This is a genomic window from Leptospira bandrabouensis (assembly GCF_004770905.1).
GTDB lineage: Bacteria > Spirochaetota > Leptospiria > Leptospirales > Leptospiraceae > Leptospira_A > Leptospira_A bandrabouensis.
The window spans coordinates 143075-167737 of record NZ_RQHT01000003.1 but is presented as its reverse complement, the minus strand read 5'-3'; the positions used below and the strand labels follow the sequence as shown (position 1 = coordinate 167737).

The following is a 24663-nucleotide window of genomic DNA, read 5'->3' as shown; positions in this document are numbered from 1 at the left end:
GACAGAGATATACAGGAGAAGATATGTCCGAAAAGGCAATTCTGAAAGTGGATGGGAAAGAGTACGAACTTCCGATTTTAGTAGGAAGTGAAGACGAGAAGGCAATTGATATTACTAAACTCCGCCAATTGTCAGGTTATGTTACGATTGATTCCGGTTATTTAAATACAGGTGCTTGCACCAGTGAAATTACTTTTCTTGATGGAGAAAAAGGAATCCTTCGTTACCGAGGAATCCCGATCGAAGATTTGGCTGCAAAGTCTACCTTCACCGAAGTGGCATATTTACTTATCTACGGTAAACTTCCAAACGATGCCCAACTAAAAGAATGGAATAGTTCAATCACAAAACATACTATGATCCACGAGGATCTCAAACGCCTGTTCAACGGTTTCCCAAAAGATGGACACCCTATGGCGATCATGTCTTGTATGATGGGATGTTTGTCTACATACTACCAAGATAGTTACGATCCAATGAATGAGGAACATAGAGAAATTTCTATCATTCGTTTGCTCGCAAAATTTCCAACGATCGCAGCTTACGCATATAAAAAATCCATCGGCCAACCAATCATCCATCCACTCAATGAGTTAGATTATGCATCTAACTTTATGAATATGATGTTTGCGGTTCCGGCAGAAGATTACCATATCGATCCAGAAATTGTTTCTGCACTGAACTTACTTCTCATCCTGCACGCAGACCACGAACAAAACTGTTCAACGTCTACTGTGCGTTTGGTGGGATCTTCTCTAGCAAACTTGTATGGTGCGATATCTGCAGGGATCCTTGCTCTCTGGGGACCACGCCACGGTGGTGCTAACCAAGAAGTATTGGAAATGTTAGAAGGAATTAAAAAAAGCGGGCTTTCTGTGAAAAAAATCGTCGAACAAGCCAAAGACAAAAATTCCAGTTTCCGATTGAATGGATTTGGTCACCGAGTTTACAAAAACTTTGACCCTCGTGCCAAAATCATCAAAGTGGCATGTGATAAAGTTCTTAACAAACTTGGAATCAAAGATCCACTCCTTGACATCGCTAAAGAATTGGAAGAAGCAGCTCTCAACGATCCTTACTTTGTAGAAAGAAAACTTTATCCAAACGTAGACTTCTACTCAGGGATCATCTACCGCGCGTTAGGAATTCCTACCAATATGTTTACAGTCATGTTTGCTATGGGAAGACTTCCTGGTTGGATTGCACAATGGAAAGAGATGATTGAAGATCCAAGTTTAAAGATTGGCCGCCCACGCCAAATTTACACTGGCCCACAAGAGATCTCTTACGAAGCAGCCAAAAAACAGGCGTAAGGCAAAATGAAAACAGGACAGGGGTGGATCGCCCTTGTCCCAATCCAACCATTGAAAAAAACAACGCAGACATTTTTTCTAACTTTACTCTCCCTTATTTTTTTCACCAAACCAATTGTTTCGCAATCTCCCAATGATATGGGGGAACGAATCATCCACACAACCAAGTTTACGTATTGGATTGATCCAAGTTCTTCTACTCCGATTGAAACAGTCCTAAAAACGAGAAATTTCACCAAAATTACAGATGATTTTGTAAACTTTGGGTTTTTGAAAGGAACTCTTTGGTTAAAACTAGATCCAAAGGATTTTCCAAACCCTATCAAATATCCTCTTCTTCTCATCCAAGCACATAACATTGATTCCGTGGAATTCTTTCACAAATACGACGGCAACACTTTTGTCGTATCTAAATCAGGTCATATTCAACCTGTGTTTCAGAGAGAAATTCCGCATAGAAATTTTGTGTTTCGCATTGGACATGAAAAAGAAACCATTCTCATTGCGATACGTTCCGAAATTTCATTACAGTTTGCTCTTATTTTTACAAACCAAAGAAACCTCCAAAGAGAAGATTATATCACCCAATGGATTTATGGATTATTTTTTGGAAGCCTCGGAATCATTATTTTATACAATCTAGCGATTGCATTTTTTGTAAGAGATCGAAATTACTTTTATTATATTGGGTATGTATTGTTCTTTGGACTCGGACAACTTTCTTTACTTGGGTTCTGGGGTTATTTTTTTGTTCCCGATTCTTATTTTTGGAAACGAATCGGAATTCCTTTTTTCTTTAGTATTTGTCTCTTTTTCTTTGTTCTCTTTACTTCTAATTTTCTAAAACTTAAAATCCGAGTTCCCAAAATGGCTAGGTTCTACCAAGTACTTGGCTTTTTATCTCTACTCAACGCAAGTATTTCCTTGTTAGGTGGAATTTCGGAAGCATCTATTGGAGTGACATGGCTATCTGTTTTGATTTGCCTTAGTATCTTCGGAGTATTGATTTGGGGAATTTATAAACGACTTAGGTCTTTTTATTATTTTGCCATTGCTTTTGTTTTATTACTCATTACTTGCCTTGTATATGGATTACTCAAGTTTGGGATTCTACCTTCCAATTCCTTTTTAGAAGAAATGTTATTTCCCATTGCTTCTCTTGCGGACATCACTTTGTTTGCCTTTGCTTTGGCAGATAGAATCCAGCTGCTACGACAAGAAAAAGACTGGGCCCTTGCCCAAGTCACAAGCCTTAGAAAAGAAAGAAAAATTTCTAGGGACATTCTCATGCAGTCCCTTCCTAAAACAATTCCTGATGTAAAGAATTTAGAAATTCAAATTTTTATCCAACCTATGAAAGATGTGGGGGGAGATTTTTACGAATACTTCTCACCCAATCCTTATGAACTGGGAATTGTTCTTTGTGATGTTTCGGGTCATGGAATTCCTGCTTCCCTGATTTCTGCGATGGGAAAGGTTGCCTTTACTACTCAAAAAGATAATATCTCATCGCCCAAACAAGTCCTAGAGGGAATGAACCGTGTGTTATACGGAAATTGTACACCACAGTATGTCACTGCTTCTTATGTGTATCTCAATACATCCACAAAAGTTTGGCGTTTTGGAAGAGCAGGTCACCCCAGTGCTTACCTACAACGTTCGAGTGGAGAGATTATAAAAGTCCATCCCAAAGGAAAAATCATAGGAGTGTTTCCAGAAATTCAAATGGAAGAAATCACTTTCCAAGTAGAACCCAAAGATAGAATTCTCATCTTAAGTGATGGAGTTTTGGAATGTTTTCATCCTGATGGAACTATGTATGGAGAAGCGGGACTTCTCGAATTTTTAAGAGCCAACCGCGAAATACCGAATCATCTTTTTAAAATAAAACTCATCCAAGATTTAGAGTCATTTTCCAAAAGAGAAATAAAAGACTGGGACGACGACCTAACCTTTATTTTTCTGGAATTGGTATGACAAAAAGTTACGAACTTCTGGATTCAGGTGACCTCTCCAAATTAGAAATCGTTGGCGGATACAAACTCCTTCGTTCCTCCCCTACTTCTGCTTATGGAAAAGAGACACCGGGAATTTGGAACGACCTTCATGCCCAGTACATCAAAAATGACTCGGGTTCGGGGCATTGGAATTTTCAAAAAAAAGTCCCAGAAAGTTTCACCATAGAATTTTCCAATTTAACCTTTAAAATCAAACTCACACCCTTTGGCCATATTGGCCTTTTCCCAGAACAAGTAACCAATTGGGACCGCATTCGTGAGATTGGAAAAAAGAAACAAGGCCTCGAAGTTTTAAACCTATTTGCTTATTCCGGCGGGTCCACACTCGCCTGTCTGGATGCTGGTATGAGTGTCTGTCATGTGGATGCCTCCAAAGGAATGGTGGACTGGGCTCGGGAAAATGCAAAACTCTCAGGGCTCGATTCCAAACCAGTCAGGTGGATTGTAGATGATGTGATGAAATTCATCCGCCGCGAAATCAAACGGGGAAAAAAATACCAAGGGCTCATCCTTGACCCTCCAAGTTTCGGTCGTGGGTCCAAAGGAGAAGTTTGGAAAATTGAAGAAAACTTAAGTGAATTGATGGATGCACTTATGGAACTCTCCGACTCCAAACCAGAATTTGTGATCCTCAGTTGCCATAGCCAAGGTTTTAGTCCCTTAACCTTAGAAAGAATTTTATCTTCACGAATCAAAACCAAAGGAACGTATCAGACTTCCGAATTATTCATTCCAGAAAAATCGGGAAAAAAATACCCAGCTGGATTTTGTACTTTCTTCTCTAAATAAACCAGGCAAGTGTAAAGATTCGAATCCTGCCATATGCAAAACAGAAGACAATACATCACTAGTTTTTCCAATCCCAAGGTCAAGTGGGTTGCGGGACTCAAAGAAAAACGAAACCGCGATGAAGAAAAAAAGTTTTTCATCGAAGGGTATCGGGAAATCAAAAAAGCGGTCACAAGTAACCCAAACTCACCTATTCCTTGTTTGCCGGTAAAAATCACAAGTCTCTTCATTTCCCCAGAATGTTTTTTAGGAGAAAATGAAGAGGCCCTGATCGAGTCCGTTCGTTGCCCTATCTTTGAACTTCCTCGTAAAATTTTTGAAAAAATTTCTTACAGAGATCGGCCAGACGGCCTTATCGCAGTGGCAGATACTCCCGATGCTTTTGTCCCTTGGGAGAAAATCAAATCCATTGAAACTAATCCCATCCTTATCATTGAAGGAGTGGAAAAACCGGGAAATCTCGGCACCATCCTCAGGACCGCAGAAGGTGCGGGTGTTGGCCTTGTGATTGTCACAGATCCAAGGATTGATCTTTTTAATCCGAATGTGGTGCGGGCAAGTACAGGTACCATTTTTACTCTACCCGTTTATATTGGAGATTTACAGGAAGTTCTAACAAAATTCCAATCCAAAGGTTACAAACGATATGCAGTCACTCCAGAAGGAAAAACTCTCTATACTTCCATCAATATGAAAGAAAAATCAGTATTTCTTTTTGGAAGTGAACAGTATGGATTGAGTGTGGATGCAAAAAATCTTTCTGATGATACACTCCACTTACCCATGCTCGGAGAAGCGGATTCATTAAACTTAGCCATGTCTTGTGGAATTGTATTGTATGAATCCATTAGACAAAGAAACCAATGAAACTGTACTTTTATATTTCAGGCCATGGGTTTGGGCATATCAGTCGTTCCGGAAATATTATCAAACGCCTGCTTAAAGAAGAGTTTATTGAAGAAATACACTTGGTCAGTCCAAGAATTTCATTTTTAGACTTTACCCATCCAAAACTTACGACAAGGAATTTAAAACTGGATGTGGGAGTTTCACAAAAGAACTCACTCTCCATTGATTTACAAACTACAAAAGAAGAGCTCATCGATTTCGAAAAAAAGAAAACGCAAATCCTAAAAGAAGAAACTGAATACTGCAAAAAACATAAAATCGGATTGATCCTAACCGACAGTTCTTCTTTTCCCATTACCATTGCTCTGGAAACAGGGATCCCAAGTATGTTTATTGGGAACTTCACCTGGGATTTTATTTATCAAAATTACGCGAAAGACGATTCTTATTTTGGAACTCTCAGCGAACAACTCCAAGTGGAATACGGGTTTGCTACAGAAGCTTTGGTATTACCATTTTTTTGTCCGATGCCACCTTTCCTAGAATCGTCTAACATCGGTCTTGTGGGAAGGAAACCAACTCTCTCTAAATCGCAAGCCCGACAAAAGTTTGGATGGAATGAAAATACTACATATATTCTTTTATCCTTCGGTGCTTACGGCCTTGAAGGAACCAAACTTCAAACTGAAAATCTTCCAGGGTCCATCCAACTTGTAGCATACGGAGTTCCTGGAATCCAAACAAAAGGAATTTTAGTTCCCGAAGTCTCGCATTATCCGGACTTGGTAGCTGCTGCAGATTTTGTGTGTACAAAACCTGGATACGGAATTTTAGCAGAATGTTATTATGCCAAAACCCCTATTCTTTATACAGACCGTGGAGATTTTAGTGAATACATCCATTTGGTAAATGCATTGGATTTATACTTTCGCTCCGCATATATTGACTTATCGCGAATAATTTCTTGTCAATTTGAAGAAGTGCTGACTCTAATTAATACGATCGACTCCATGACTCCTAAGTTAGAATTAAAAACTGACGGAGAAGAGGATGTTGTTTCACACTTATTAGAATACAATTAAATGCCCGGCCCAGACTCTTATACAGATCGTATCCTTCAAGATTTAGAAGCATCAGAAAATGGTTATTTCCAAATCGAAAACTCCGGTGGTAAAGCCGTATTAAAAATTACAAAACCCGGGGCCAAAGGAAAAAAAGTCGATTACAAGGATGTGCTCGCACGAGTGCAACTTTTTGGTGTGGAAGGTTACAACCAGGAACAAATCAAAAAAGCAGTAGCCCTTTCTGAGGGCAAACCTGTAGAAATTGGAACTTGGTCGAAGGGTGATCCCATAAGTTCCTATGCAGACATCACCATTTCCGAAGATCATATGGAAGCAAAAATGGTGCTTCATCCACCCAAACATGGAGGAGCACTTCTCACCGAACATCAATTACGTGAACAGATTGCTTCCGTAGGAATTTCCGTCGGGATCATCGATGTTGTCATCCAAAACCAAATCAAAAATCCAAACTTTTTTGTTCCTTATACCATAGCCAAAGGATACCCACCTGTTCCAGGAAAAGATGGAGAAATCAAAATTTACTTTCGCTCCGACAACAAACCTCAGTTAGAAGAAGATGAACATGGTCGTATCGATTATAAAAACATTGGTGTCATTCAATCTGTAAAACCGGGAGATCTGATTGCCGAAAGAATCCCACCGAAAAAGGGAGAATTTGGGAAAACCGTCAATGGAACCATAATCCCCTACCCAGAAGAAAAATCAGTGGATTGGAATCTCGGACCCAACGTAGAACTCAAAGGGGAAAAACTATATGCGCAAATTGCAGGTAGACCCGTTTTATCTGCTTCCTTTGAAATCAAAGTAGATGAAGTGATCCAACTGGAAGCTGTCGATTACTCCACTGGCAATATTGATTTTCCTGGTACCATCATTGTAGAAGAAAAAATTGGCGATGGATTTTCTCTCACTACCAATGGAAGTATCATCATTCGTAATTCCGTAGGAAAAGCCTTTCTCAAAGCCAAAGGAGACATCGTTTTATCCGGTGGTTTTATGGGACGTGGGGAAGGTTATATTGAATCCGAAGGAAATATTTACGCAAAATTTGTAGAACAAGGAAAACTCACAGCGCAAGGAAGTATTTTTGTGGAAGAAGCCGTGATGCATTCCGAACTTTCTGCCAAAGATTTCATTCGAGTTTTAGGAGGACGTGGTGAGGTGATGGGAGGAACCATCATTGCAGGCAACTCACTCACTTGTGCCAAACTTGGTGCTGTTGTAGAAACCAAAACCAAAGTGGCAATTGGAACACCTCCAGAGTTACTCGATGAACTCAATCGAATGAAAAAAGAAATCGCAGAAAAAGAAATCACTCTTCATAAAGTCCAACTGACACTTACCAAACTCGTGGAAAAAAGCCAAAAAAAAGAACTGAACAAGGAAGAAAAAGAGAGTATCATCAAACTGAGAGAAGCAAACGAAAAGTTTACGAAAGTTTTAGAAACAGAAACCAAACAGTTTGAAACGGCACTTGGTTCTTATGAACCGAATCCAGATGCCTTTGTGGATGTAGAAAGAGAAGTATTTCCTGGAGTGGATCTTAGTTTTGGAGCAGGAAAAACCTACCGTTTAGGTATGAATTCGCTCGTGGGTAAAACACATTTTTATTTGGGAACTGACGGAAACATCCAAACCGAACGAACCGTCATTCGAAAAGAAGACTAAACGAAGATTTAACGTTTAATCTCCGTTGATGATCCCTTCCTCGTCGTCACGAGAAATTCTTTTTTCTGATTTAAGATCCGCATCTACAGAATTTTTCACTTCAGGAACCGTAGTTTTCTTTCGTTTCTCAAATTTTAATTTCGCTAAATCAGCTTTATCAAACACTAACCAATGTTTGTTGCGGAATCCCGAAACTTTTTTGAAGGAAAAGCCAGGTCCTTGTAAAATGTATGTTGATGTGGGAAAATGTTCAAAAGGAATATCAGGAATATTGGACCAATCAAAATAGTTTCCTTGTTCATCGTAGGAAATTTCTTTTTGAAGTTCTCCAAATAGAATTTCTATGGAAGTATCTGTAGACCAAATGTAAAATCCAGTTCTTGAATAATGAGATACAACAGAACGAACTGGATTGTATTTAGAAATCACAAGGAGGATTTGGTCCGGTTTTAATTTTTGTAAACCATCGACAAGATCCAATGCGAATTCTTTGATTTCTTTTTCTTCGAAGACATATTGGTTTACATCTCCATAAGAACTTTCTTCACGAAACCGGATGTTGCCAAGTAAGTCTAAAACCTTTTCCTCCGTGATTTCCACTGGATGGGCAAAAGTTTTTGCAACAGCAGTCTCTGACTTTATGCTGATTTTGTCTCGAGCTACCGTGTAAATCGCAAACTCGTTACTACGAAACAGTAAAGACCTAGACTTAACACCTGTTGCACAGGAATTCAAAGTTAGGGATAAAATGAGTAAAGAGAAAATTCGATAGAGTTTCATTACGCTTATGCCTCGAGAGTTTTTTGAAACTCCGGAAATTTTGAAAGGTATTCGTCCAACGTCAGAATGGAAAGAATATGATTGAGCCCAGAAAGTCGAAAGACTGAGTTTAGATTTTTGTTCAAATTGGTTACGAAAATTTCTACACCACGGTTGTGCAGGGCCGAAGATGCTTTGATCACAGCTCCAATTCCGCTCGAGTCTAAAAACTTTACAGAATGAAAATCCATCGTCAATTTTCCGAAATTTTTACTTTCAATCGCCTTCTCAAATTCTTGGTAAAACTCTCTCGAGTTTTCCATCAAGACATCCCTTTGGATTGATAGTAGAAGGTGATTTTCCTGACGGTGGCTTTGAATCAACATAGTTGGATTAACAATACGTTAGGATTCTTAGGATTTGTGTCAAGAAAATCGGCTTTAGGAAAGCGGGGCCAAATCGGTCAGATTCATCTCTAAATCGTGAGGATATCCTTCTTTGTCGTTATAAACAACGATGGCCTTGTCTGATTGGATTTCTTTGATTTCCACTGTGGAACCAGTAAAAATGAAAATCCCTTGGTGAAGGAATGTTTGTTTGGTAAGTTTTGCCTTATCGCCCGGCTTCATTCCCCATCCTCTTTTTTTAGATATAAATCTTTACCCGCTTTTTTCATCACATCAAAGATGTACATTTGGCTGTGATCTACCCGGGTTCCAATATCATAAATGGCATCAGTAAAATCAGCACCATCAATTTTGGCCGAAGCAAGTTTTGCAAAACGCAAATCAGCACCGCGGAAATTGGCGTTTCGTAAATCTGCGCCATTAAAAAACGAAGCTTTTAGGTTGGCACCTTGGAAGTTGGCGCCCACAAAACTAGAATTTTGAAGGAAGGCATTGTGAAGGTCAGCGCCGGAAAAATCGACCCCGTCTAATTTTTCTTTTTCCAACATAACACTGGATAACTTAGCTTCCCTTAGGTGGCCTTGTTTGTGAAGAAGTTCCATCGTTTGTGCTTTGGTGATTCGGTTTTCTTTAGGAACACCTTGGCCCGATTCATAATCTTCCACTGCTTTTTTGAGAGCAGCCACGGCAGACTCTGGATAATTTTTCCGACGTTCTGGGAATTCAAATAACGTTTCGAGGGTTTCTGGGGTAAGGGTTTTTAAATCAGAGATGGATTTGCCTTTGGCATACTCGGTTGCCATTGCCAGCGCAACAATCCCAAACCCACAACCTGTTGTGGTGTAACTTGCGTCTTCCACAACTTGGTTTTCGTTTAACTTTAAATAGATGCGGTATCCGTCTCCGCAACCTGTGTTGCGGTAATAGGAGACGACGGTAGCGTCTTCCATCTCACGGTAATTCATCCTTTGGTCGTTGATTTCCTTGTAGCGAGCAAAGTCCATTACTGCCATGAGTTGTTCCCCCGTTATTAGTTAGACGGATGCGAGGCCATAGCCTCTTACTTCATTTTGTATTTTTTCTTGAACTTGTCTACGCGGCCTGTAGTATCCACTAATTTGGATTTTCCAGTAAAGAATGGATGGCAGTTGGAACAAATTTCCACACTGATATCCCCAGCAGTGGATCTTGTATCGATCACTGTACCACAAGCGCATTTAATTTTTGAAGCAACGTATTTTGGATGTATGTCAGTTTTCATGGTGGCCCTTTTAGTTCGTATTCATGCTGGCGAGGAATTGGTCGTTGGTCTTCGCGCCACGCATTTTTTCAATCAATAGTTCCATACTTTCGGTGATACTCATAGGAGAAAGTACTTTTCGAAGGATAAAGACTCGAGTGAGGGTATCTTGCGAAAGTAGGAGTTCCTCTTTCCTTGTGCCCGAGCGGTTGATGTCAATGGCAGGGAAAATTCGTTTGTCGGCGAGTTTTCGGTCCAAATGGATTTCCATATTTCCCGTTCCCTTAAATTCCTCAAAAATCACCTCATCCATACGGGAACCGGTGTCAATAAGTGCTGTCGCGATGATGGTGAGTGACCCACCCTCTTCGATATTCCTTGCTGCCCCAAAAAAACGTTTTGGTTTGTGGAGAGCATTGGAGTCCACACCACCAGAAAGGATTTTTCCCGAAGTAGGAACTACTTGGTTGTAAGCACGGGCAAGCCTTGTGATGGAGTCGAGGAGGATGACCACATCCTTTCCATGTTCCACAAGTCGTTTTGCTTTTTCAATGACCATCTCAGCCACTTGGACGTGGCGTTGTGCTGGTTCATCAAAGGTAGAACTCACCACTTCTCCTTTTACATGGCGAGCCATGTCTGTTACTTCTTCCGGACGTTCATCGATAAGAAGGACAATGAGAAAAATTTCTGGGTGGTTGCGAGTGATGGCATTGGCGATGGATTGCATAAGAACGGTTTTACCAGTTCTTGGAGGGGCAACGATAAGAGCTCTTTGTCCTTTTCCAATCGGACACATAAGATCAATCACTCGAGTGTCCAAATGGCTTGGATCAAACTCCATATTGATTCTTTCGTTTGGATAAAGTGGTGTTAGGTTATCGAATAAATTTCTTTTTTGCGCCACTTCCACAGGGAAACCGTTAATGGATTCCACACGTAACATGGCAAAAAATCGTTCCGCTTCTTTTGGTGGTCGGATAAGTCCTGTAACTGTATCACCAGTGCGTAGACCAAACAATTTAATTTGAGAAGGAGATACATAAATATCATCTGGACCTGGCACATAATTGTAGTCAGGTGATCGTAAAAATCCATACCCATCAGGAAGTCTTTCCATCACCCCTGCAGCATGCACTTGTCCATCTTTTTCGGTTTGTGCTTGGAGAAGAGCAAACATCAAGTTTTGTTTTTTCAAACCATGAGTATTTTCGACTCCCAAACCTTTGGCAAGGTCAGCCAGTTCGTTGATGTTTTTTTTCTTGAGTTCGACTAAATCAAGTGGAGGAGGAATTGGACCTTCATAACGATTCTTTTTTTTCTTAAATTGTTTCGGTGGTTCGGAAGCATCGTCTTGGTCCATGATGCCGTTTGTATATTCAGTTGGTTCTTCTGGAGGATTAACTTGGATTTCTTCTTGTTTGCGTGATGCCATAGATTGTTCTACATTGATTTGTTAGAGTATTTGATTAAAATCGGGAAACCATTTGTGCAAGTTATGTATGCAAGGGAAACAGCGAAGTGCGGAGGTGTTTTCTCAAACGGTAATGAAAAAGTTGTTTTTCTGAGTGTTTTCGTCAACGTCTTTTTTTTGTCTTTTTTCTAGCTTGTTTAGGTTTTGGGCTCTGTTTTTTACCTTTAGTCGCTTTTTTCTCAGATTTCACTGGTTTCTGAATGGTTTTAGTCTTTTTTGAAGGTGGCAAATTTCGTGTTTCCGTGTTTTTTTTGGGTTTCTCGACTGGTTTTTCCGAACGTTTTCGCGGAATTACCGTTTTAACCTTCGCTTCATTTTGAAACCGTTCTGAAAGTTTTAAAAAACGGATACGGTTTTGTAAGGTTGTTCTTGGAACACCAAGTTCTGTTGCTGTATGTGAAATATTATTAGAATTTCTTTTTAGCGACTTATGTATGTAATGTGATTCCATTTCTTCCAAAACTGTTTCGAGGGGAAGTTTAGAAAGAAATGCCTCTTCTAAATTTGGAAATTCGGAATCTCTATTCCCCAATGATTGGGAAAATAAAGAAGGAGAAAAATGGTATAAAAACCCAACTACCTTTTTTTCTTTTTTTAAAGTAATGATACGAAGGTTTGTCCGAAGTTCAGTGATGTTTGTATGTAATACACTTGTGTCCGCATCTTTACCTAAAGACAAATCATGTTCTTTTAGATAAGTGGCTAAGACTTCCCGGTTTAGGTTATGAAGGTATTTTTCAGCCAACTGTAATGAATCACGGAACAAAGGTTTTGTGAGAATATCATTTTCAAAGGTTTCATTATAAAAAACAGTAGCGCCAGTAACATCTGTTGCCAAAAGCCCATCAGGGAAATGGGATAGAATTAATTCCATAAACCACTGCACAGAATCTGCATTGTCTTTTTTCTTTTCGAGTTTGGATTCGATTTCTTCGAGTTTCGGATCACGAATGTTTGCAGAATCTAATTTGGAAAAGGCGGCAAGAAACCTTGGTTTATCCCAATTATCTTTTTTTTCGCCATCAAGACCGATGACAGGAATCTGGGGTGATTCTTTAAAATACAAAATCAGATTTTCATGAAGTTCTCTTTCTAATATCTCTAAAGGGATTTCGTCTAAGTCTTCTCTTTCTCGTCCTAAATCGGACAATTCGCGGTGGACACGATCTTTGGAAAGAAGACCAAGTAACTCTCCTTCCTCCGAGATTACGGGAAGATGGGTGGCCTTAGTCAGCAAAAAATGACGATAAAGTGATTCAAACTTCACTAAGCAGTCATTCTTTCGAATTTGGTATCAGTGAAAATCGAAATTTTTAGTTTTCTTGAATCGTGTTTTGCTTTTGTTTATGAAGTCCCATCCAAATCGGTTGGACCCAAACAGAATCAGCAGTTTGGTATTCTTCGGGGATTTCCGCTTTTTGCGATCGTAAAGACATAAGGCTGTAAACTAGCGAACGTTTGTATGTATGAAGGGAAAGATGGTAGTTTCCAGACAAAAAGTATTCTTTTGCATGGTCTTTTTCACTTTTAGCCATCATTAGATACCTTTGAATTTTTTCTTTGGTATCCCATTCGATTGGTTTGGCACTGTTTTTTTCTTCGCCTTCTAATAGAATCCACCCACCCATAGCTTTTTGGTAAAGTCCATTTGCCGATTCTTCCATAGGGAAACAAAGTTTTCTTTGTATAACTAGGAGTTCCCCTTCGGAGACAGAAAGTGTTTTTTCTATTTCCACTCGGTTGCCCGCGCGGTACGTTTCTTCCACTTGGGAACGAATGGTTTCAACGGAAGTTTTTCCCGTTTCAGGTTCCAACTTCAATTGTTCTTTGATATCAAGAACCAGTGTTATTTTTCCATCTAGTTGTTTTTTACGTTCTCTGTAAGACATTGTAGTTTTTGCCACAAGCCCAAACGTGAAACTGAAGATGATAACACTGGAAATCCACTTCATATTATTTTTTCTTTTCTTCTGGGTAGATAGCTTTTCCGTTTTCATCAAATTTTGGAGTTGGAGGAACTGACTCTCGTCTTGCACCTTCTGTCTCTTTGATTTGCGCATTGGCTTCCATAAGTAGGTCCAATTTTTTGGAAGTGATGAGTCCGTAATTGTCATCATGTTGTTCCAATAAATCCAAAGGTTTTGCATCAGGATTTCCTGGTGGAACAATGGTTCTTTCCATCCGTTTGTTTTCTATAAAGTTGATGAGTGTATCTCTCACCTTTTCGTAATTACGTTGTTTTTCTTCGTTACGAGCTTCTTTTAAATCTTCATTAGACCTGTATTGGTATTCTGGTTTATCCTCATCAGGTGTTTTGCTATAGATCATTGCAAGGATGGCAAAACGTTTGGCACGTCGCAACGTAAGAATCCCCTCTTTATATAGAGTGAGTTTGTATCGGTATTGGTGTGGGCTAGAATTGAGACCTGTTGTGTAAAGATCTTCTGAAGAACGAAGGTCACGAAAACCTAGACGTAACAATGCTTTGGCGTTATTATCATTGGAGCGGATGATCGTAGGAGCTGCGGCTTCGAGTAATGCTCTTGCATCTTCGATATACTTTTGAAGGACAATTTCAAAAATATTTTTTAGTTCCCCTTGTGCTTGGCGAAGTTGGCGAAATCCGTATACATAGTTACTTTGCAGATACCACATGTTTCCGCTAAAGTCAGATTGGTTGGCTGCCTTTAGAAGTTTGAAATAATCAAAATCCAAATTCTTTTTGGAAGGATCTGGAGTTTGCGTTTCTGCACCTGGTTGGGTGGAACTTTGTGCCTCTTCTTGGGAAGGAGCCAAATTACTCAGAGCGACGTTGATAAAATTTAAGTTTTCTTTGTTTTCAAAGATTAAAATCCCCAGATTCGTCTGTTCTGGTGATACTGCGCTGATATGTGAGATATGACCCACAACCAATGCCAAAAAGAGGATGAATTTCCATTTTCCCATAGCTCTACCTTGTTTTTATATATCGGAGCTACGGGAAAAACCAGGACTAAATTTTACATTTTTTGGATTCGTTCTATCGCAGAAATCACATCTTCCCGCTTTCCGAAGGCAGAAAGTCGGAAATACCCTTCTCCAGCCGGCCCAAATCCCGATCCAGGAGTTCCCACCACTTGAGCTTTTCCCAGAAGTTCGTCAAAAAATTCCCAAGATTTGAGACCTTTCGGAGTTTTTAACCAAATGTAAGGAGCGTTCGTTCCACCAAATACGGTGTATCCTGCCGTCGCCAAACCTTCTCGGATGAGTTTTGCATTTTGCATATAGTAGGAAATTTGTTCTTTGATCTCCACTTGGCCTTGTACCGAAAACACTGCCTCTGCTCCTTTTTGAGTCACATAAGACACTCCATTAAATTTGGTGGTGTGGCGACGATTCCAAAGAGAATTGAAACTGATTTCTTCCCCTGCTTTGGTTTTTCCTTTTAGGTCTTTCGGAATCACAAGGTAGGCACAACGTGTTCCTGTAAATCCAGCGGTTTTAGAAAAAGATCTAAATTCCATAGCCACTTCTTTAGCACCAGGAATTTCATAAATGGATTTGGGAATTTCTGGATCTTGAATGAAAGATTCATAAGCCGAATCATATAGAATGATACTACCAATTTTTTTAGCGAAGTTCACCCATTCCGTAAGACGCGCCTTAGTTGCCACCATTCCGGTTGGGTTATTCGGGTAACATAGATAAATGATATCTGGTTTTTCTTTTGGAAAGTCTGGTTCAAAATTATTTTCTTCTGTGGCAGGCATATAAATGATATTCGCATACCTTCCGTCTGAACCCACTTCTCCCGTACGACCTGCCATCACGTTTGTATCCACATACACCGGATACACGGGATCCACCACGGCGATTTTACTATCTAAAGAAAAGATTTCTTGAATGTTTCCGCAGTCACATTTGGATCCGTCAGAGACAAATACTTCGTCTTCTGCAATTTGAACTCCACGGGCCGTATAATCATGAGCAATGATTTTTTGGATGAGAAAAGAATATCCTTGTTCTGGGCCATACCCATGAAAACCGGCGGAACTTCCCATCTCTTTGGCAGCTTCCACCATTGCATTCACAATCGTTGGAGCGAGTGGTAAAGTCACATCGCCAATCCCAAGGCGAATGATTTTTGCGTTTTGGTTGGCTTCTGAATAAGCCTTTACCCTTCTTCCAATTTCAGGGAATAAATATCCTGCTTTCAATTTTAAATAGTTTTCATTTATCTGAGTCATCTTCTTCTTTATTTTCCTCTATGAGTTTTCTCGATCTAAATCCTTCATGATAACCGTGTTCGTATAACACGTCTTCTTCGCCCCAGGTCCAACAGTAAAAACCGCTGCCGTGGTCAAAATCTACCAACCACAAACCTTTGACATCGATATGCATTGCCAAAATTTCGTTTGTCCAATGTTTTACAATTTCACTAATTTCATCTTCTTTTGATTCTAAAACATTTTCTGGTAACATTTTGTTACGAACATCATCAGCAAGAATACTGGCTCTTAAATAGTATTCCCTTGTAATGTCTCGCACAAGTGGTAGGACTTCTCTTGCTTCCGTTAAAGTCCAAATCTTTTTAGTCAAATTTCACTCCGAGACTGAGACAAAGTAAGGCCATACGAACAACCACACCATATTTCGCCTGACGGAAGTATGCTGCATTGGGAAGATCATCAATATCTGTAGAAAGTTCATTCACCCTAGGGAGTGGGTGCAGAATGGTTGTGTCTTTTTTAGAAGCAAGAACCAATTCCTTATTCACCTTGTAGATATCTTTTAATTTTTCATATTCTCTATGATCCGGGAAACGTTCTTCTTGGATCCTTGTCACATAAGCAACATCCGCATCCCAAAATGCTTTGATGTCGGTGGTTTCTTCCCAAGTCATAGGAAAACCTTCTAAGTTTTTTTTGTATTTTTCGGGTAGCCTTAACTCTTCCGGGCTTATGAGATACAAATGTACTGGGTAATGTCTTAAGAGATTGATGAGAGAATGGATGGTGCGTCCATACTTTAAATCCCCAATAAATGCAATGTTTAAACCATCGATTTTTCCTTTTTCGGATACAATGGTGTATAAATCCAGAAGGGCTTGGGTAGGGTGTTGGCCGGCACCATCTCCTGCATTGATCACAGGAATATTCACAGCACCTGCTGCGATTCGAGAAGATCCTTCTACGGGATGGCGAATGACAGCAATGTCCACATACGCTTCAATCATCTTCATGGTATCGTAGAGAGTTTCTCCCTTCGAGATGGAGGAAAATTGAAATCCGACGGTTGAGATCAGTCTCCCTCCCAACCTTTCCATAGCCGCTTCAAAACTCATCCTGGTTCGGGTACTGGCTTCGAAAAATAAAGAAGCCAGGAGTTTCCCGTTTAGGATACCGAAGGCCTCTCCCGTTTCGTGTAGGACACTCATACGGTTGGTTTTTTCGATGAGGAAATTCAGGTCTTCTTTGGAAAATTGTAAGGTGTCTAAGATGTTTTTGTGGGAATAGGAGTACATAAGTCGGAAATCTTTTCTCTAGGGTTTTTGGTATCGAATAAATCGAAAACATATTTTTTGGTATTTATGGTCGATACGATTCAGAACAAACTTCGCGATATGGAACTGGTCACCCAACATCTGGTCCAACCTGACGATTTGAACTACCATAACAATCTTTTTGGGGGAAAAATGCTCTCCTGGATCGATGAGGGAATGGCAATGTATGTGATGAATAAAATTCGTTATACCAATATTGTCACCATGAGTATGGACAATGTGGTGTTTCGATCCCCTGCTCGTGCCGGAGATATCATTCAAATCTACGGAAAAATCGTAAAATACGGAAAATCTTCTGTGACTTCCCGGACTTTGGCCATTACAAACAATCCCCAAACAGGAAAAATGTCTGCTGTGATCGAAAGTGATATCACCTATGTATGTTTAGGTGACAATGGGAAACCAACAGCTTACTTTAGAAACTTTACCCCAACCACTTAGGAAAGAGTGTTTGGTTCACCCCAAGAAGTCCGAGGATCCTTCCTGCGATAAAATCTCCCAAGTCGTCTAATGTTTTTGGCATTTGATAAAATCCAGGGGAAGCAGGAAGAATAATTGCTCCTGCTTCATCTAAATTTAAAAGATTTTTAAGATGAATGCGGTTATAAGGAGTTTCCCTTGGGACTACAATGAGTCTCCTTCGTTCTTTCAGCGAAACATCGGCGGCTCTTTCAATTAAATTTTCCGTGAGTCCTTGCGACATAGATGCTACTGTCTTCATACTGCAAGGGATTACAACCATTCCATCCCAAGTGTTCGAACCACTCGCAATATCAGATCCAATATCAAAAAAATTACGAACATGAAACTTATGTTTGGTTTGTGGTTTCCATTTGGATTCTACAAAAGAAAGAATCTCTTCAACAGACTCCACCTTTGTCTCATACTCTTCGGAAAAAATCCGTAACGCCGCAGGACTTGCTGTGATGTAAGTTTCCCCTTCCAATTCATAGAGAGCACGGAGGAACCTTGCCGCATAAATACTGCCACTGGCACCGGCAAGTCCAACAACAAGTTTCATTAAAAACTTATACCCGATGAAATTTTTAATAAAAACTCGTTCCACTTATCAAATAAAATGGCGAGAAATAATACTACACTGATCCAAGAATTGATTTGGAAAAAAATAAGAGGTAAATCTTTTCCTTTGTATTTAAAGGAAATTTTGTGTTCATACATAATCAAAATGCCAATCACAGAAAGGATGAAAAAATACATAAATCCTAACTCGGCATTGGTTCCAGCTAATATAAAAAACACCAAAGACAAAGTATGCAAAATGATAGCAATGATTCGGGATTTGTTCTCACCAAGTTTAGCAGGAATACTATGAAGTTTTTCTTTGGCATCAAAATCCATATCCTGGATTGCATATAACACATCAAATGCGGAAATATGAAATAACAAACCTATCGAAAACAAAACAGGAATGATATTGATAGTTTCAGTAATGGCAATCCAAGCGCCAAGTGGTGCCATGGAAATAGCAAATCCTAATACCAAATGGCAAAAAAGGGTAAAACGTTTTGTCAGTGAATACAGAAATAAAACAAAAAGAGCCGGGAAGGAAAGTAGGAAGGCCAGTTTGTTTACAAAAAAACTCGCGAAGATAAAAATAAAAGCAGATAAACCAATAAAGAGAAGGGCCGAAAGTTTGGAAATTTTTCCCGAAGGAATTTCCCTGTTTTGGGTGCGGGGGTTTTTTTCATCAATTTCCGAATCCACATATCGATTGAAACCCATTGCCGCACTCCGTGCACTGACCATACAAACGAGGACTAGTGCCCCGATTCGGAGTAAGTCCCCCGTATCCAAAGTGGATTCTAGGTAGGCTAGCAGGAAACTAATCCCTGCAAAGGGCAAGGCAAAGAGTGTGTGAGAAAATTTGACCATTTTAGCGTAGAGGACTAGGTTTTTTAAGAAGTTCATAACATCCTTTCTGCCCTTAGTTTAGACAGATAAAAGGTTTTTTGGTTCATTCCGAATGGATTTCTTCCGTTCCTAGTACCAAGGTCTTAATTTATGAATATCCGTCTTTCTTTTCTTGTGCGATTCCCCATATCTTCCATTACATTTGGAATTTTTCTTTTGGTGACCGCAATCAGTGCGCACCCAAGTTTGGAAGACAGACCTTTACGGATTTTTTTCCATTGTGGGAAAGAACTCTTTACTCAAATGGATGCAGAAGGCAGAGGGGGTCTCAGTGCTCTCCTCGGCTTCGTAGAAAGAGAAAAAATGGATTTGGATTTAAAACGTGGGAAAGGGTACATGTTGTACCCTTTTAGTCCCAAAGACAAACCACTCGAATTTCCTTTTGATGGATTTACCCTTGGAAAATCCAAAGAAATGAACCACGGTCCCGTAAAACTTGGTTTAGGTTCCATCCAAGAACTCATTGATGTTAAAAATATCGAAGACTACGATGGTTGGATTGTTTATGTCAGTGCAGACGATGAAACCAAAATTCCTCTCCTTCCTTGGCAAAACCACCCAGAACTTCCCCTCTTCCTACTTGTAGAAGGAAAACCTATCTCTCGCTTTCGTTATTTGTCCAACGTCCATCAAATTGAATGTCCCAAAGATTATGGGAGACTCGGCACTTTAAATTTATTTTTTCGCAAACGAAACTTAATTCGTTTGGATTATAAATTAGAATCCATTAATTTAACAGACAGAAATCGTTCTTGGAAACAAAGAAAGGAATCGGAAACAGAAGAAGGATTAGAAAAACCTACTCCGAAAACGAAGGACATAGGGAAGAGAGAGGACAATCCGAACAAAATGTCCGGCGAGCCTGGCAGTACTTACGACCGAGAAATATTAGGTACAGAGATAGGTTTCGGCAAATCTCCTTAGGAGTCACTTTCATCATCTCCCGTTCAATTTGTACGGGATCGGTTTTGTTTGTAAAACCCAAACGTTTGGTGAGTCGTTTCACATGGGTATCCACAACAAATCCTTCTACAACTCCATAAATTTCTGCAAGAACCACATTGGCCGTTTTTCTTCCAAACCCAGGAAGTTTGATGGCTTCTTCCATAGTTTTTGGAATTTCACCACCAAATTCAGAAAGAACCATCCGAGCAAAACCTTGGATGTTTTTGGCTTTGTTTTTATAAAACCCAGTAGAGAAAATTTTTTTCTCAATGGCCGTTATAGGTGCCTTCGCAAAAGATTCAAGTGTGGGAAAGGTGCGAAAGAGTTCGGGTGTGACTTGGTTCACACGTTCGTCCGTACATTGTGCACTTAAAATGACCGCAATGGCCAATTCATAAGGTTTAGAAAACGTGAGGGGGGTTTCTACGGCACCGAACTCCGCCTCTAAGAGACGGTAGACATCGGTGACTTTGGGTGTTTTTTTGGATTGTTTCAATCCAGAAGCAAACTAAAAAAATTTAAGCTGCTGGTTGTGCTTTGGGAGTGATTCCAACGTATTTTTTTGGAGTGATGGCAGAAATATCGCCGCCGTGGTCTTTGATAGCCACTTTCAAACCTTTTTTACGAAGGGTTCTTAAAGCACGTGTAGAAATCTTAACGCGAACCCAACGGTTCTCATCTTCCAAAAAGATTTTCTTTGTGATTACATTCACCTTCCAGATACGGCGATTCTTTTTATGAGAATGGGATACGTTGTTCCCTGCCGTTGTTCCTTTTCCGGTTACTACACATGTTCTAGCCATAATTATTACCTTGTTTCGCTATGTTTTTGTACCCTCAGAATGGGTCAATTCGAAACGAATCTTTTCCTGAAAGAATCGAAGGGCTTCTACAGGACTGTCGGCAAATCCAAAAAGATGTAGGTCTTCTTCTGAAATCAGTCGCATTTCTGCTAATTTTTTGAAATTGATGACCTCATTCCAAAACTTCGATCCATACAAAAGGATGGGGATCCGACTTTTTTTTCCCGTCTGGACAAGAGTTAAAGTTTCAAATAATTCATCAAAGGTCCCAAACCCACCAGGAAAAGCAATCATCCCACGACAGGTTTTCATAAACCAAAGTTTACGCATAAAAAAGTAATGAAACTCAAAAGTTAACTCGGGGTTTACATACGGATTCGGTTGTTGTTCGTGAGGAAGGACAATGTTGAGTGCCACAGATTTTGAACCTGCCTCTTTGGCACCACGGTTCCCCGCCTCCATAATTCCCGGTCCCCCACCTGTACAAATATGTAAGTTGCGATCTGGGATTTCCTGTTTTAAAACCTCTGCCCATTCTGTAATCAGCCGGGAAAATTCACGAGCTTCTTCATAATAATGACCGAACGACTCTAACGGGGAAGGTGGATTCTTTTTTTGTGATTCTGGGGAGGGAATTCTAGCAGATCCAAATACCACAATGGTATCGGTGATTCCATGTTCCTGGAATTCTGCCTTAGGGTGCAGGTATTCGGAAAGGATTCGGATCGGGCCTGCTTCATTCCCCCACAAAAAACTTTGATTCTCAAAGGCTAAATCATTCATCTTGTTATCATAGATCGACCGAATGGTATAAAAAATGCGGAAATTCCCAAAAACACTCAAACTTCTGATTTCACTAGAACATCTCCCTATGACAGAAACAAATCTGAAACAGATTGGTTTGGATTGGGAAAGTATGGGGTTTCCTTTCCTACGTCCTGCGGTGGTTTTGGATTGGAAAACAGAACCTCTGGCCTTGGGTCATTCTAAATTAGAATTAGAATTAATTTTAAGTCTTAGGTTCTGGGAAGGACTCTATTTTTGGATTTTACCAAAACAATTTAGCGAATCCAAAAAAAATCACCTAACAGAATCTTTACGAAACAAACTTTTTTCTCAAAAAAGAAAATCCAAGCCAAACTCTATTTTCCATCAATGGAAAAAATTTGGGAACTCTCCCCTCTCTCTTGTATGGATGAACTTAGGATACATCAAATTGCGAATGGAGTTGGATTTAGAATCAAATCTCTTCACAAATGCTTTACCACTTTCTTTTGAAGGAGAAAAAAAACTCTACTTTCGCACAGGGAATCTAAAAACCATTCACTACCTATTTTCTAAAAAAGAATTTAAATTCCCATACCCAAAGTTTGCAGAAGTATATATCAAAACTCGAGACAAACATTCAGACGAAAGTTTAGGAAAAGTGTTTTATACTTTTCTTGGGTATTTACTCGAAAAAAGTACCGACGAATACCTGTTACCTTACTGGGGATTTGAGTTAATCCTTCCCGAATCCATAAGAAAACAAATTCCAGAGGAAATTTGGAATCTAACGAACTCACATGCTCCCTCTTTATGGAGAGAGGATCATCTTTTTGAAAAGGAATTAGAATTTAGGACTGTCTACCCGGTTTCCACTTCTTCGCTAAATCATCTAAAATGATAAAACGAGAGTTTTTACCAATAACAACTTCATTGATTTTTTTATCTTGCAATGCTCGGTAAACAGAGGTTCGGCTAGTGTTTTTCTTTTCAGCGAAATATTTGATCTCTAACAGATTTTTACTGATTTGTTTGCATGTATTCACTAGTGCATCTGACATTTTTTATCTAACCTCTCTGGTGTTAGACAGATTGTTCGATAAAGAGATTATATTTTTTTAAAAATGATCCAATCGAATGGAGAATTCTATCTGTTTTTCCGTATTAGGTGCAATGGTTTTAGGATTACCACCAGGGAAATGTAAAAAATTCCCAGTTCCTGTCATAGGCTCAATCGCTATAGATCGTCGATCTTGTGGAGTATATATTTGGTAAAACTCACCACCTTGAATGATAAGTTTTTCTTTTTTATTCATAGAAAAAAGCCCAATATAAGAATTGGTTCCGTTGATTGCAAAATATAGATCATCTAAATTTTTTCCGGATAGTGTTTCTTCCGAATTCAGTAAGATATCTTCGTTCTGGATTTTTTCTGGTAAAAGATAATCTCCTAACTTTACACTATGAAAACCAGAACCAAATAAAAAAAGATCATCGATAGACTCATCATCGTTCCAACGAAAATAAGGATGGATCCCTAATGCAAAAGGAAATTCGATATCGGACTGGTTTGTGAGCAGGTAGATGATTTTTAACTCAGAAGAAAAAAGCCTATAACATTCTTTTACTTGGATTTTAGAAAGTAAGGTCCCTTTCCAAGATGCCGGAATTTCAATGAGAAACTCGGCATAGGATTCTTTATCCCCGATTTTTTCTTTCACCAAATGCCTGGGAAGGTTGTGAAAAAGCCCATGTAAAGGGATTCCATTCCCGTCAGTCAGCCAATGGGTGCTGGGATAAAATGGTTCCCGTGCCCAGGGGTTCGGCTCCAGTCGATTGACCCAAGGAAACATCAAAAAGGAACCAGAAGCAAAAAAAGGATCGGGGGCCTTGTGGCCCGAAACAACAGAAACCGATTTCCCATCCACGGGGGACTGGAGGAATAAACCAAGCCATTGGCCACCACCAGTCGGGTGGATTTCAAAACAAGACTGTTTTGTTTTCAATTGGTACAAGATTTATCTCCCAAAAATGATTGAAGTCATAGTTTGCGATCTTAGAAAGGTTTGTATGCCTTCAAGAAAGTCTTTTCTTTTCGTTTCTGTCGTTCTGCTTTCGGTGCTTTTTGCCGAATCTTGTGTCATTGGGAACAGTATGAACTTGTTACCGCAAAGTGGCAAGGCTGATTTCGAAGAGAAACTTATCGCTGGAAAGGATCAAGAAAAAATCGTCATCATCTCTATAGAAGGAATGATTTCCGATGAATCCAAAGATTCCTTTTTTGGTCCACCTACAGAATCCATGGTGGCAAGGATCAAAGAGTCCTTAAAATATGCAGAACGAGATCCAGATGTCAAAGGTGTGATTTTAAAAATCAACTCTCCTGGTGGAACGGTGACTGCCAGTGACATCATTTACCAAGAAGTTTTGAAATTTAAAAACAGAAAATCCATTCCTGTATTTGCAGGATTTATGGATACAGCTGCCAGTGGAGCCTACTACATTGCAATGGCAACCGATGCCATTGGTGCTCACCCAACAACTGTTACAGGTTCAGTTGGTGTTATCATGTCTGGGATCAATGTAAAAGAAGGTCTGGATAAAATTGGAGTCAAAGATCAGTCTTTTACTTCTGGCCCAAACAAAGCACTTGGTTCTCCTACAACAGAAATGACTGCGGAACAAAGAAAAATCCTTCAATCCATCATTGATAGTTTGTATGGTCGCTTTTTTGACATTGTAAAAAAAGGAAGACCGAATGTGGGTGAAACTCGCCTCAGAGAAATTTGTGATGGTAGAATTTTCACAGCAGAACAAGCCAAAAAAGAAGGGATGATTGATTTCATCGGATACTTCGATGATTTTGTTTACCAAATGATGCAACACCCTAAATTTCAAGGCAATCGCTCAGGAAATCCTCGTGTCATTACGTACCAAAGAGGAAAAGGCCGAGTGGAAAATATCTACCAAGCTACAGAAGGAAACAAAAATCCTTTTTCTTTAGGCATTGCTGATAAAATCCTTGGAACAGGAACAAACGCGAAATTCCTTTATCTTTGGGATCTATAAATTTC

General features: G+C 39.6%; 28 protein-coding genes. 9 read left to right on the top strand and 19 right to left on the bottom strand.

Going from position 1 to position 24663, the window contains the following annotated elements:
• The first annotated feature begins 23 nt into the window (after window positions 1-23).
• From EHR07_RS01210 to EHR07_RS01185, 6 genes are read left to right on the top strand one after another with little or no spacing between them, the layout of a single operon-like run.
• Window positions 24-1313 carry a citrate synthase gene (locus tag EHR07_RS01210; protein ID WP_135743385.1) on the top strand — a complete coding sequence of 430 codons (1290 nt, stop codon included), beginning with the start codon at window positions 24-26 and terminating at the stop codon, window positions 1311-1313.
• Window positions 1314-1319: 6 nt separating this feature from the next.
• A complete protein-coding gene (locus EHR07_RS01205) occupies window positions 1320-3290 on the top strand; it encodes a SpoIIE family protein phosphatase (RefSeq protein WP_135743384.1) in 1971 nt (656 codons plus the stop codon).
• The gene (locus EHR07_RS01200) at window positions 3287-4120 is read left to right on the top strand and encodes a class I SAM-dependent methyltransferase (RefSeq protein WP_135743383.1); all 834 of its coding nucleotides are present in this window, start codon (window positions 3287-3289) and stop codon (window positions 4118-4120) included. The genes EHR07_RS01205 and EHR07_RS01200 overlap by 4 nt, the downstream gene beginning before the upstream one ends.
• A 33-nt stretch (window positions 4121-4153) precedes the next feature.
• The gene (locus tag EHR07_RS01195) at window positions 4154-4987 is read left to right on the top strand and encodes a TrmH family RNA methyltransferase (protein WP_135743382.1); all 834 of its coding nucleotides are present in this window, start codon (window positions 4154-4156) and stop codon (window positions 4985-4987) included.
• Window positions 4984-6051, top strand: coding sequence for a glycosyl transferase (locus EHR07_RS01190; RefSeq protein WP_135743381.1), 1068 nt, complete (start codon window positions 4984-4986; stop codon window positions 6049-6051). The genes EHR07_RS01195 and EHR07_RS01190 overlap by 4 nt, the downstream gene beginning before the upstream one ends.
• On the top strand, window positions 6052-7722 hold the full coding sequence (locus EHR07_RS01185; RefSeq protein ID WP_135743380.1) for a DUF342 domain-containing protein: 1671 nt from the start codon (window positions 6052-6054) through the stop codon (window positions 7720-7722).
• Window positions 7723-7737: 15 nt separating this feature from the next.
• Here the strand turns inward: EHR07_RS01185 and EHR07_RS01180 are convergent, their stop codons facing one another.
• The 12 genes from EHR07_RS01180 to pyrB form a co-directional block, all read right to left on the bottom strand.
• Complete coding sequence (locus EHR07_RS01180; RefSeq protein ID WP_135743379.1) at window positions 7738-8502, bottom strand: LA_1326/LA_4305 family lipoprotein; 765 nt, start codon at window positions 8500-8502, stop codon at window positions 7738-7740.
• Window positions 8503-8507: 5 nt separating this feature from the next.
• Complete coding sequence (locus tag EHR07_RS01175) at window positions 8508-8867, bottom strand: STAS domain-containing protein (protein WP_135570684.1); 360 nt, start codon at window positions 8865-8867, stop codon at window positions 8508-8510.
• Window positions 8868-8921: 54 nt separating this feature from the next.
• Entirely contained in the window at window positions 8922-9110 is a 189-nt protein-coding gene (locus tag EHR07_RS01170; RefSeq protein WP_135743378.1) for a hypothetical protein, read from the bottom strand.
• Window positions 9107-9901, bottom strand: a complete 795-nt coding sequence (locus tag EHR07_RS01165; RefSeq protein WP_135743377.1) for an iron-sulfur cluster assembly scaffold protein — start codon at window positions 9899-9901, stop codon at window positions 9107-9109. Before EHR07_RS01165 ends, EHR07_RS01170 begins: the two co-directional genes overlap by 4 nt.
• Before the next feature lie 47 nt (window positions 9902-9948).
• Window positions 9949-10149: a 50S ribosomal protein L31 gene (gene rpmE, locus EHR07_RS01160; RefSeq protein WP_135743376.1), complete on the bottom strand. Its 201-nt coding sequence runs from the start codon at window positions 10147-10149 to the stop codon at window positions 9949-9951.
• Window positions 10150-10159: 10 nt separating this feature from the next.
• Entirely contained in the window at window positions 10160-11563 is a 1404-nt protein-coding gene (gene rho / locus EHR07_RS01155) for a transcription termination factor Rho (protein WP_135743375.1), read from the bottom strand.
• 142 nt (window positions 11564-11705) lie between these two features.
• Window positions 11706-12869, bottom strand: coding sequence for a helix-turn-helix domain-containing protein (locus EHR07_RS01150; RefSeq protein WP_135743374.1), 1164 nt, complete (start codon window positions 12867-12869; stop codon window positions 11706-11708).
• Between the two features lie 46 nt (window positions 12870-12915).
• The gene (locus EHR07_RS01145; protein ID WP_135743373.1) at window positions 12916-13554 is read right to left on the bottom strand and encodes a hypothetical protein; all 639 of its coding nucleotides are present in this window, start codon (window positions 13552-13554) and stop codon (window positions 12916-12918) included.
• A gap of 1 nt (window position 13555) precedes the next feature.
• Entirely contained in the window at window positions 13556-14548 is a 993-nt protein-coding gene (locus EHR07_RS01140; protein WP_135743372.1) for an adhesin OmpL37 family surface protein, read from the bottom strand.
• Window positions 14549-14601: 53 nt separating this feature from the next.
• On the bottom strand, window positions 14602-15828 hold the full coding sequence (locus tag EHR07_RS01135) for an LL-diaminopimelate aminotransferase (RefSeq protein ID WP_135743371.1): 1227 nt from the start codon (window positions 15826-15828) through the stop codon (window positions 14602-14604).
• Complete coding sequence (locus EHR07_RS01130) at window positions 15812-16180, bottom strand: DUF2203 domain-containing protein (protein ID WP_135743370.1); 369 nt, start codon at window positions 16178-16180, stop codon at window positions 15812-15814. Before EHR07_RS01130 ends, EHR07_RS01135 begins: the two co-directional genes overlap by 17 nt.
• Window positions 16173-17105, bottom strand: coding sequence for an aspartate carbamoyltransferase (gene pyrB / locus EHR07_RS01125; protein WP_135743369.1), 933 nt, complete (start codon window positions 17103-17105; stop codon window positions 16173-16175). Before pyrB ends, EHR07_RS01130 begins: the two co-directional genes overlap by 8 nt.
• A gap of 66 nt (window positions 17106-17171) precedes the next feature.
• Here pyrB and EHR07_RS01120 point away from each other — a divergent pair, with 66 nt between their 5' ends.
• Window positions 17172-17585, top strand: coding sequence for an acyl-CoA thioesterase (locus tag EHR07_RS01120; protein WP_135657887.1), 414 nt, complete (start codon window positions 17172-17174; stop codon window positions 17583-17585).
• Here EHR07_RS01120 and EHR07_RS01115 read toward each other — a convergent pair.
• The 5 genes from EHR07_RS01115 to EHR07_RS01095 form a co-directional block, all read right to left on the bottom strand.
• On the bottom strand, window positions 17569-18165 hold the full coding sequence (locus tag EHR07_RS01115; protein WP_135743368.1) for a UbiX family flavin prenyltransferase: 597 nt from the start codon (window positions 18163-18165) through the stop codon (window positions 17569-17571). The genes EHR07_RS01120 and EHR07_RS01115 overlap by 17 nt on opposite strands.
• Window positions 18165-19073 (bottom strand): UbiA-like polyprenyltransferase, encoded by a 909-nt coding sequence (locus tag EHR07_RS01110; protein ID WP_135743367.1) that lies wholly within the window; start codon window positions 19071-19073, stop codon window positions 18165-18167. Before EHR07_RS01110 ends, EHR07_RS01115 begins: the two co-directional genes overlap by 1 nt.
• Window positions 19074-19875: 802 nt before the next feature.
• On the bottom strand, window positions 19876-20517 hold the full coding sequence (gene nth / locus EHR07_RS01105; protein ID WP_135743366.1) for an endonuclease III: 642 nt from the start codon (window positions 20515-20517) through the stop codon (window positions 19876-19878).
• Window positions 20518-20539: 22 nt separating this feature from the next.
• Window positions 20540-20824 (bottom strand): 50S ribosomal protein L28, encoded by a 285-nt coding sequence (rpmB, locus tag EHR07_RS01100; RefSeq protein ID WP_002973139.1) that lies wholly within the window; start codon window positions 20822-20824, stop codon window positions 20540-20542.
• Window positions 20825-20842: 18 nt separating this feature from the next.
• On the bottom strand, window positions 20843-21607 hold the full coding sequence (locus EHR07_RS01095) for an LOG family protein (RefSeq protein WP_135743365.1): 765 nt from the start codon (window positions 21605-21607) through the stop codon (window positions 20843-20845).
• Window positions 21608-21641: 34 nt separating this feature from the next.
• On the opposite strand from EHR07_RS01095, the gene EHR07_RS01090 reads away from it, so the two are divergent.
• A complete protein-coding gene (locus tag EHR07_RS01090) occupies window positions 21642-22490 on the top strand; it encodes a hypothetical protein (protein ID WP_135743364.1) in 849 nt (282 codons plus the stop codon).
• Here the strand turns inward: EHR07_RS01090 and EHR07_RS01085 are convergent.
• Both EHR07_RS01085 and EHR07_RS01080 read right to left on the bottom strand, forming a co-directional pair.
• Window positions 22441-22650 (bottom strand): hypothetical protein, encoded by a 210-nt coding sequence (locus tag EHR07_RS01085; protein ID WP_002973090.1) that lies wholly within the window; start codon window positions 22648-22650, stop codon window positions 22441-22443. The genes EHR07_RS01090 and EHR07_RS01085 overlap by 50 nt on opposite strands.
• 57 nt (window positions 22651-22707) lie before the next feature.
• A complete protein-coding gene (locus EHR07_RS01080) occupies window positions 22708-23604 on the bottom strand; it encodes an aldose 1-epimerase (protein ID WP_135743363.1) in 897 nt (298 codons plus the stop codon).
• A gap of 55 nt (window positions 23605-23659) precedes the next feature.
• Here EHR07_RS01080 and sppA point away from each other — a divergent pair, with 55 nt between their 5' ends.
• Window positions 23660-24658, top strand: a complete 999-nt coding sequence (gene sppA, locus EHR07_RS01075; RefSeq protein ID WP_135743362.1) for a signal peptide peptidase SppA — start codon at window positions 23660-23662, stop codon at window positions 24656-24658.
• Window positions 24659-24663: the final 5 nt, after the last annotated feature.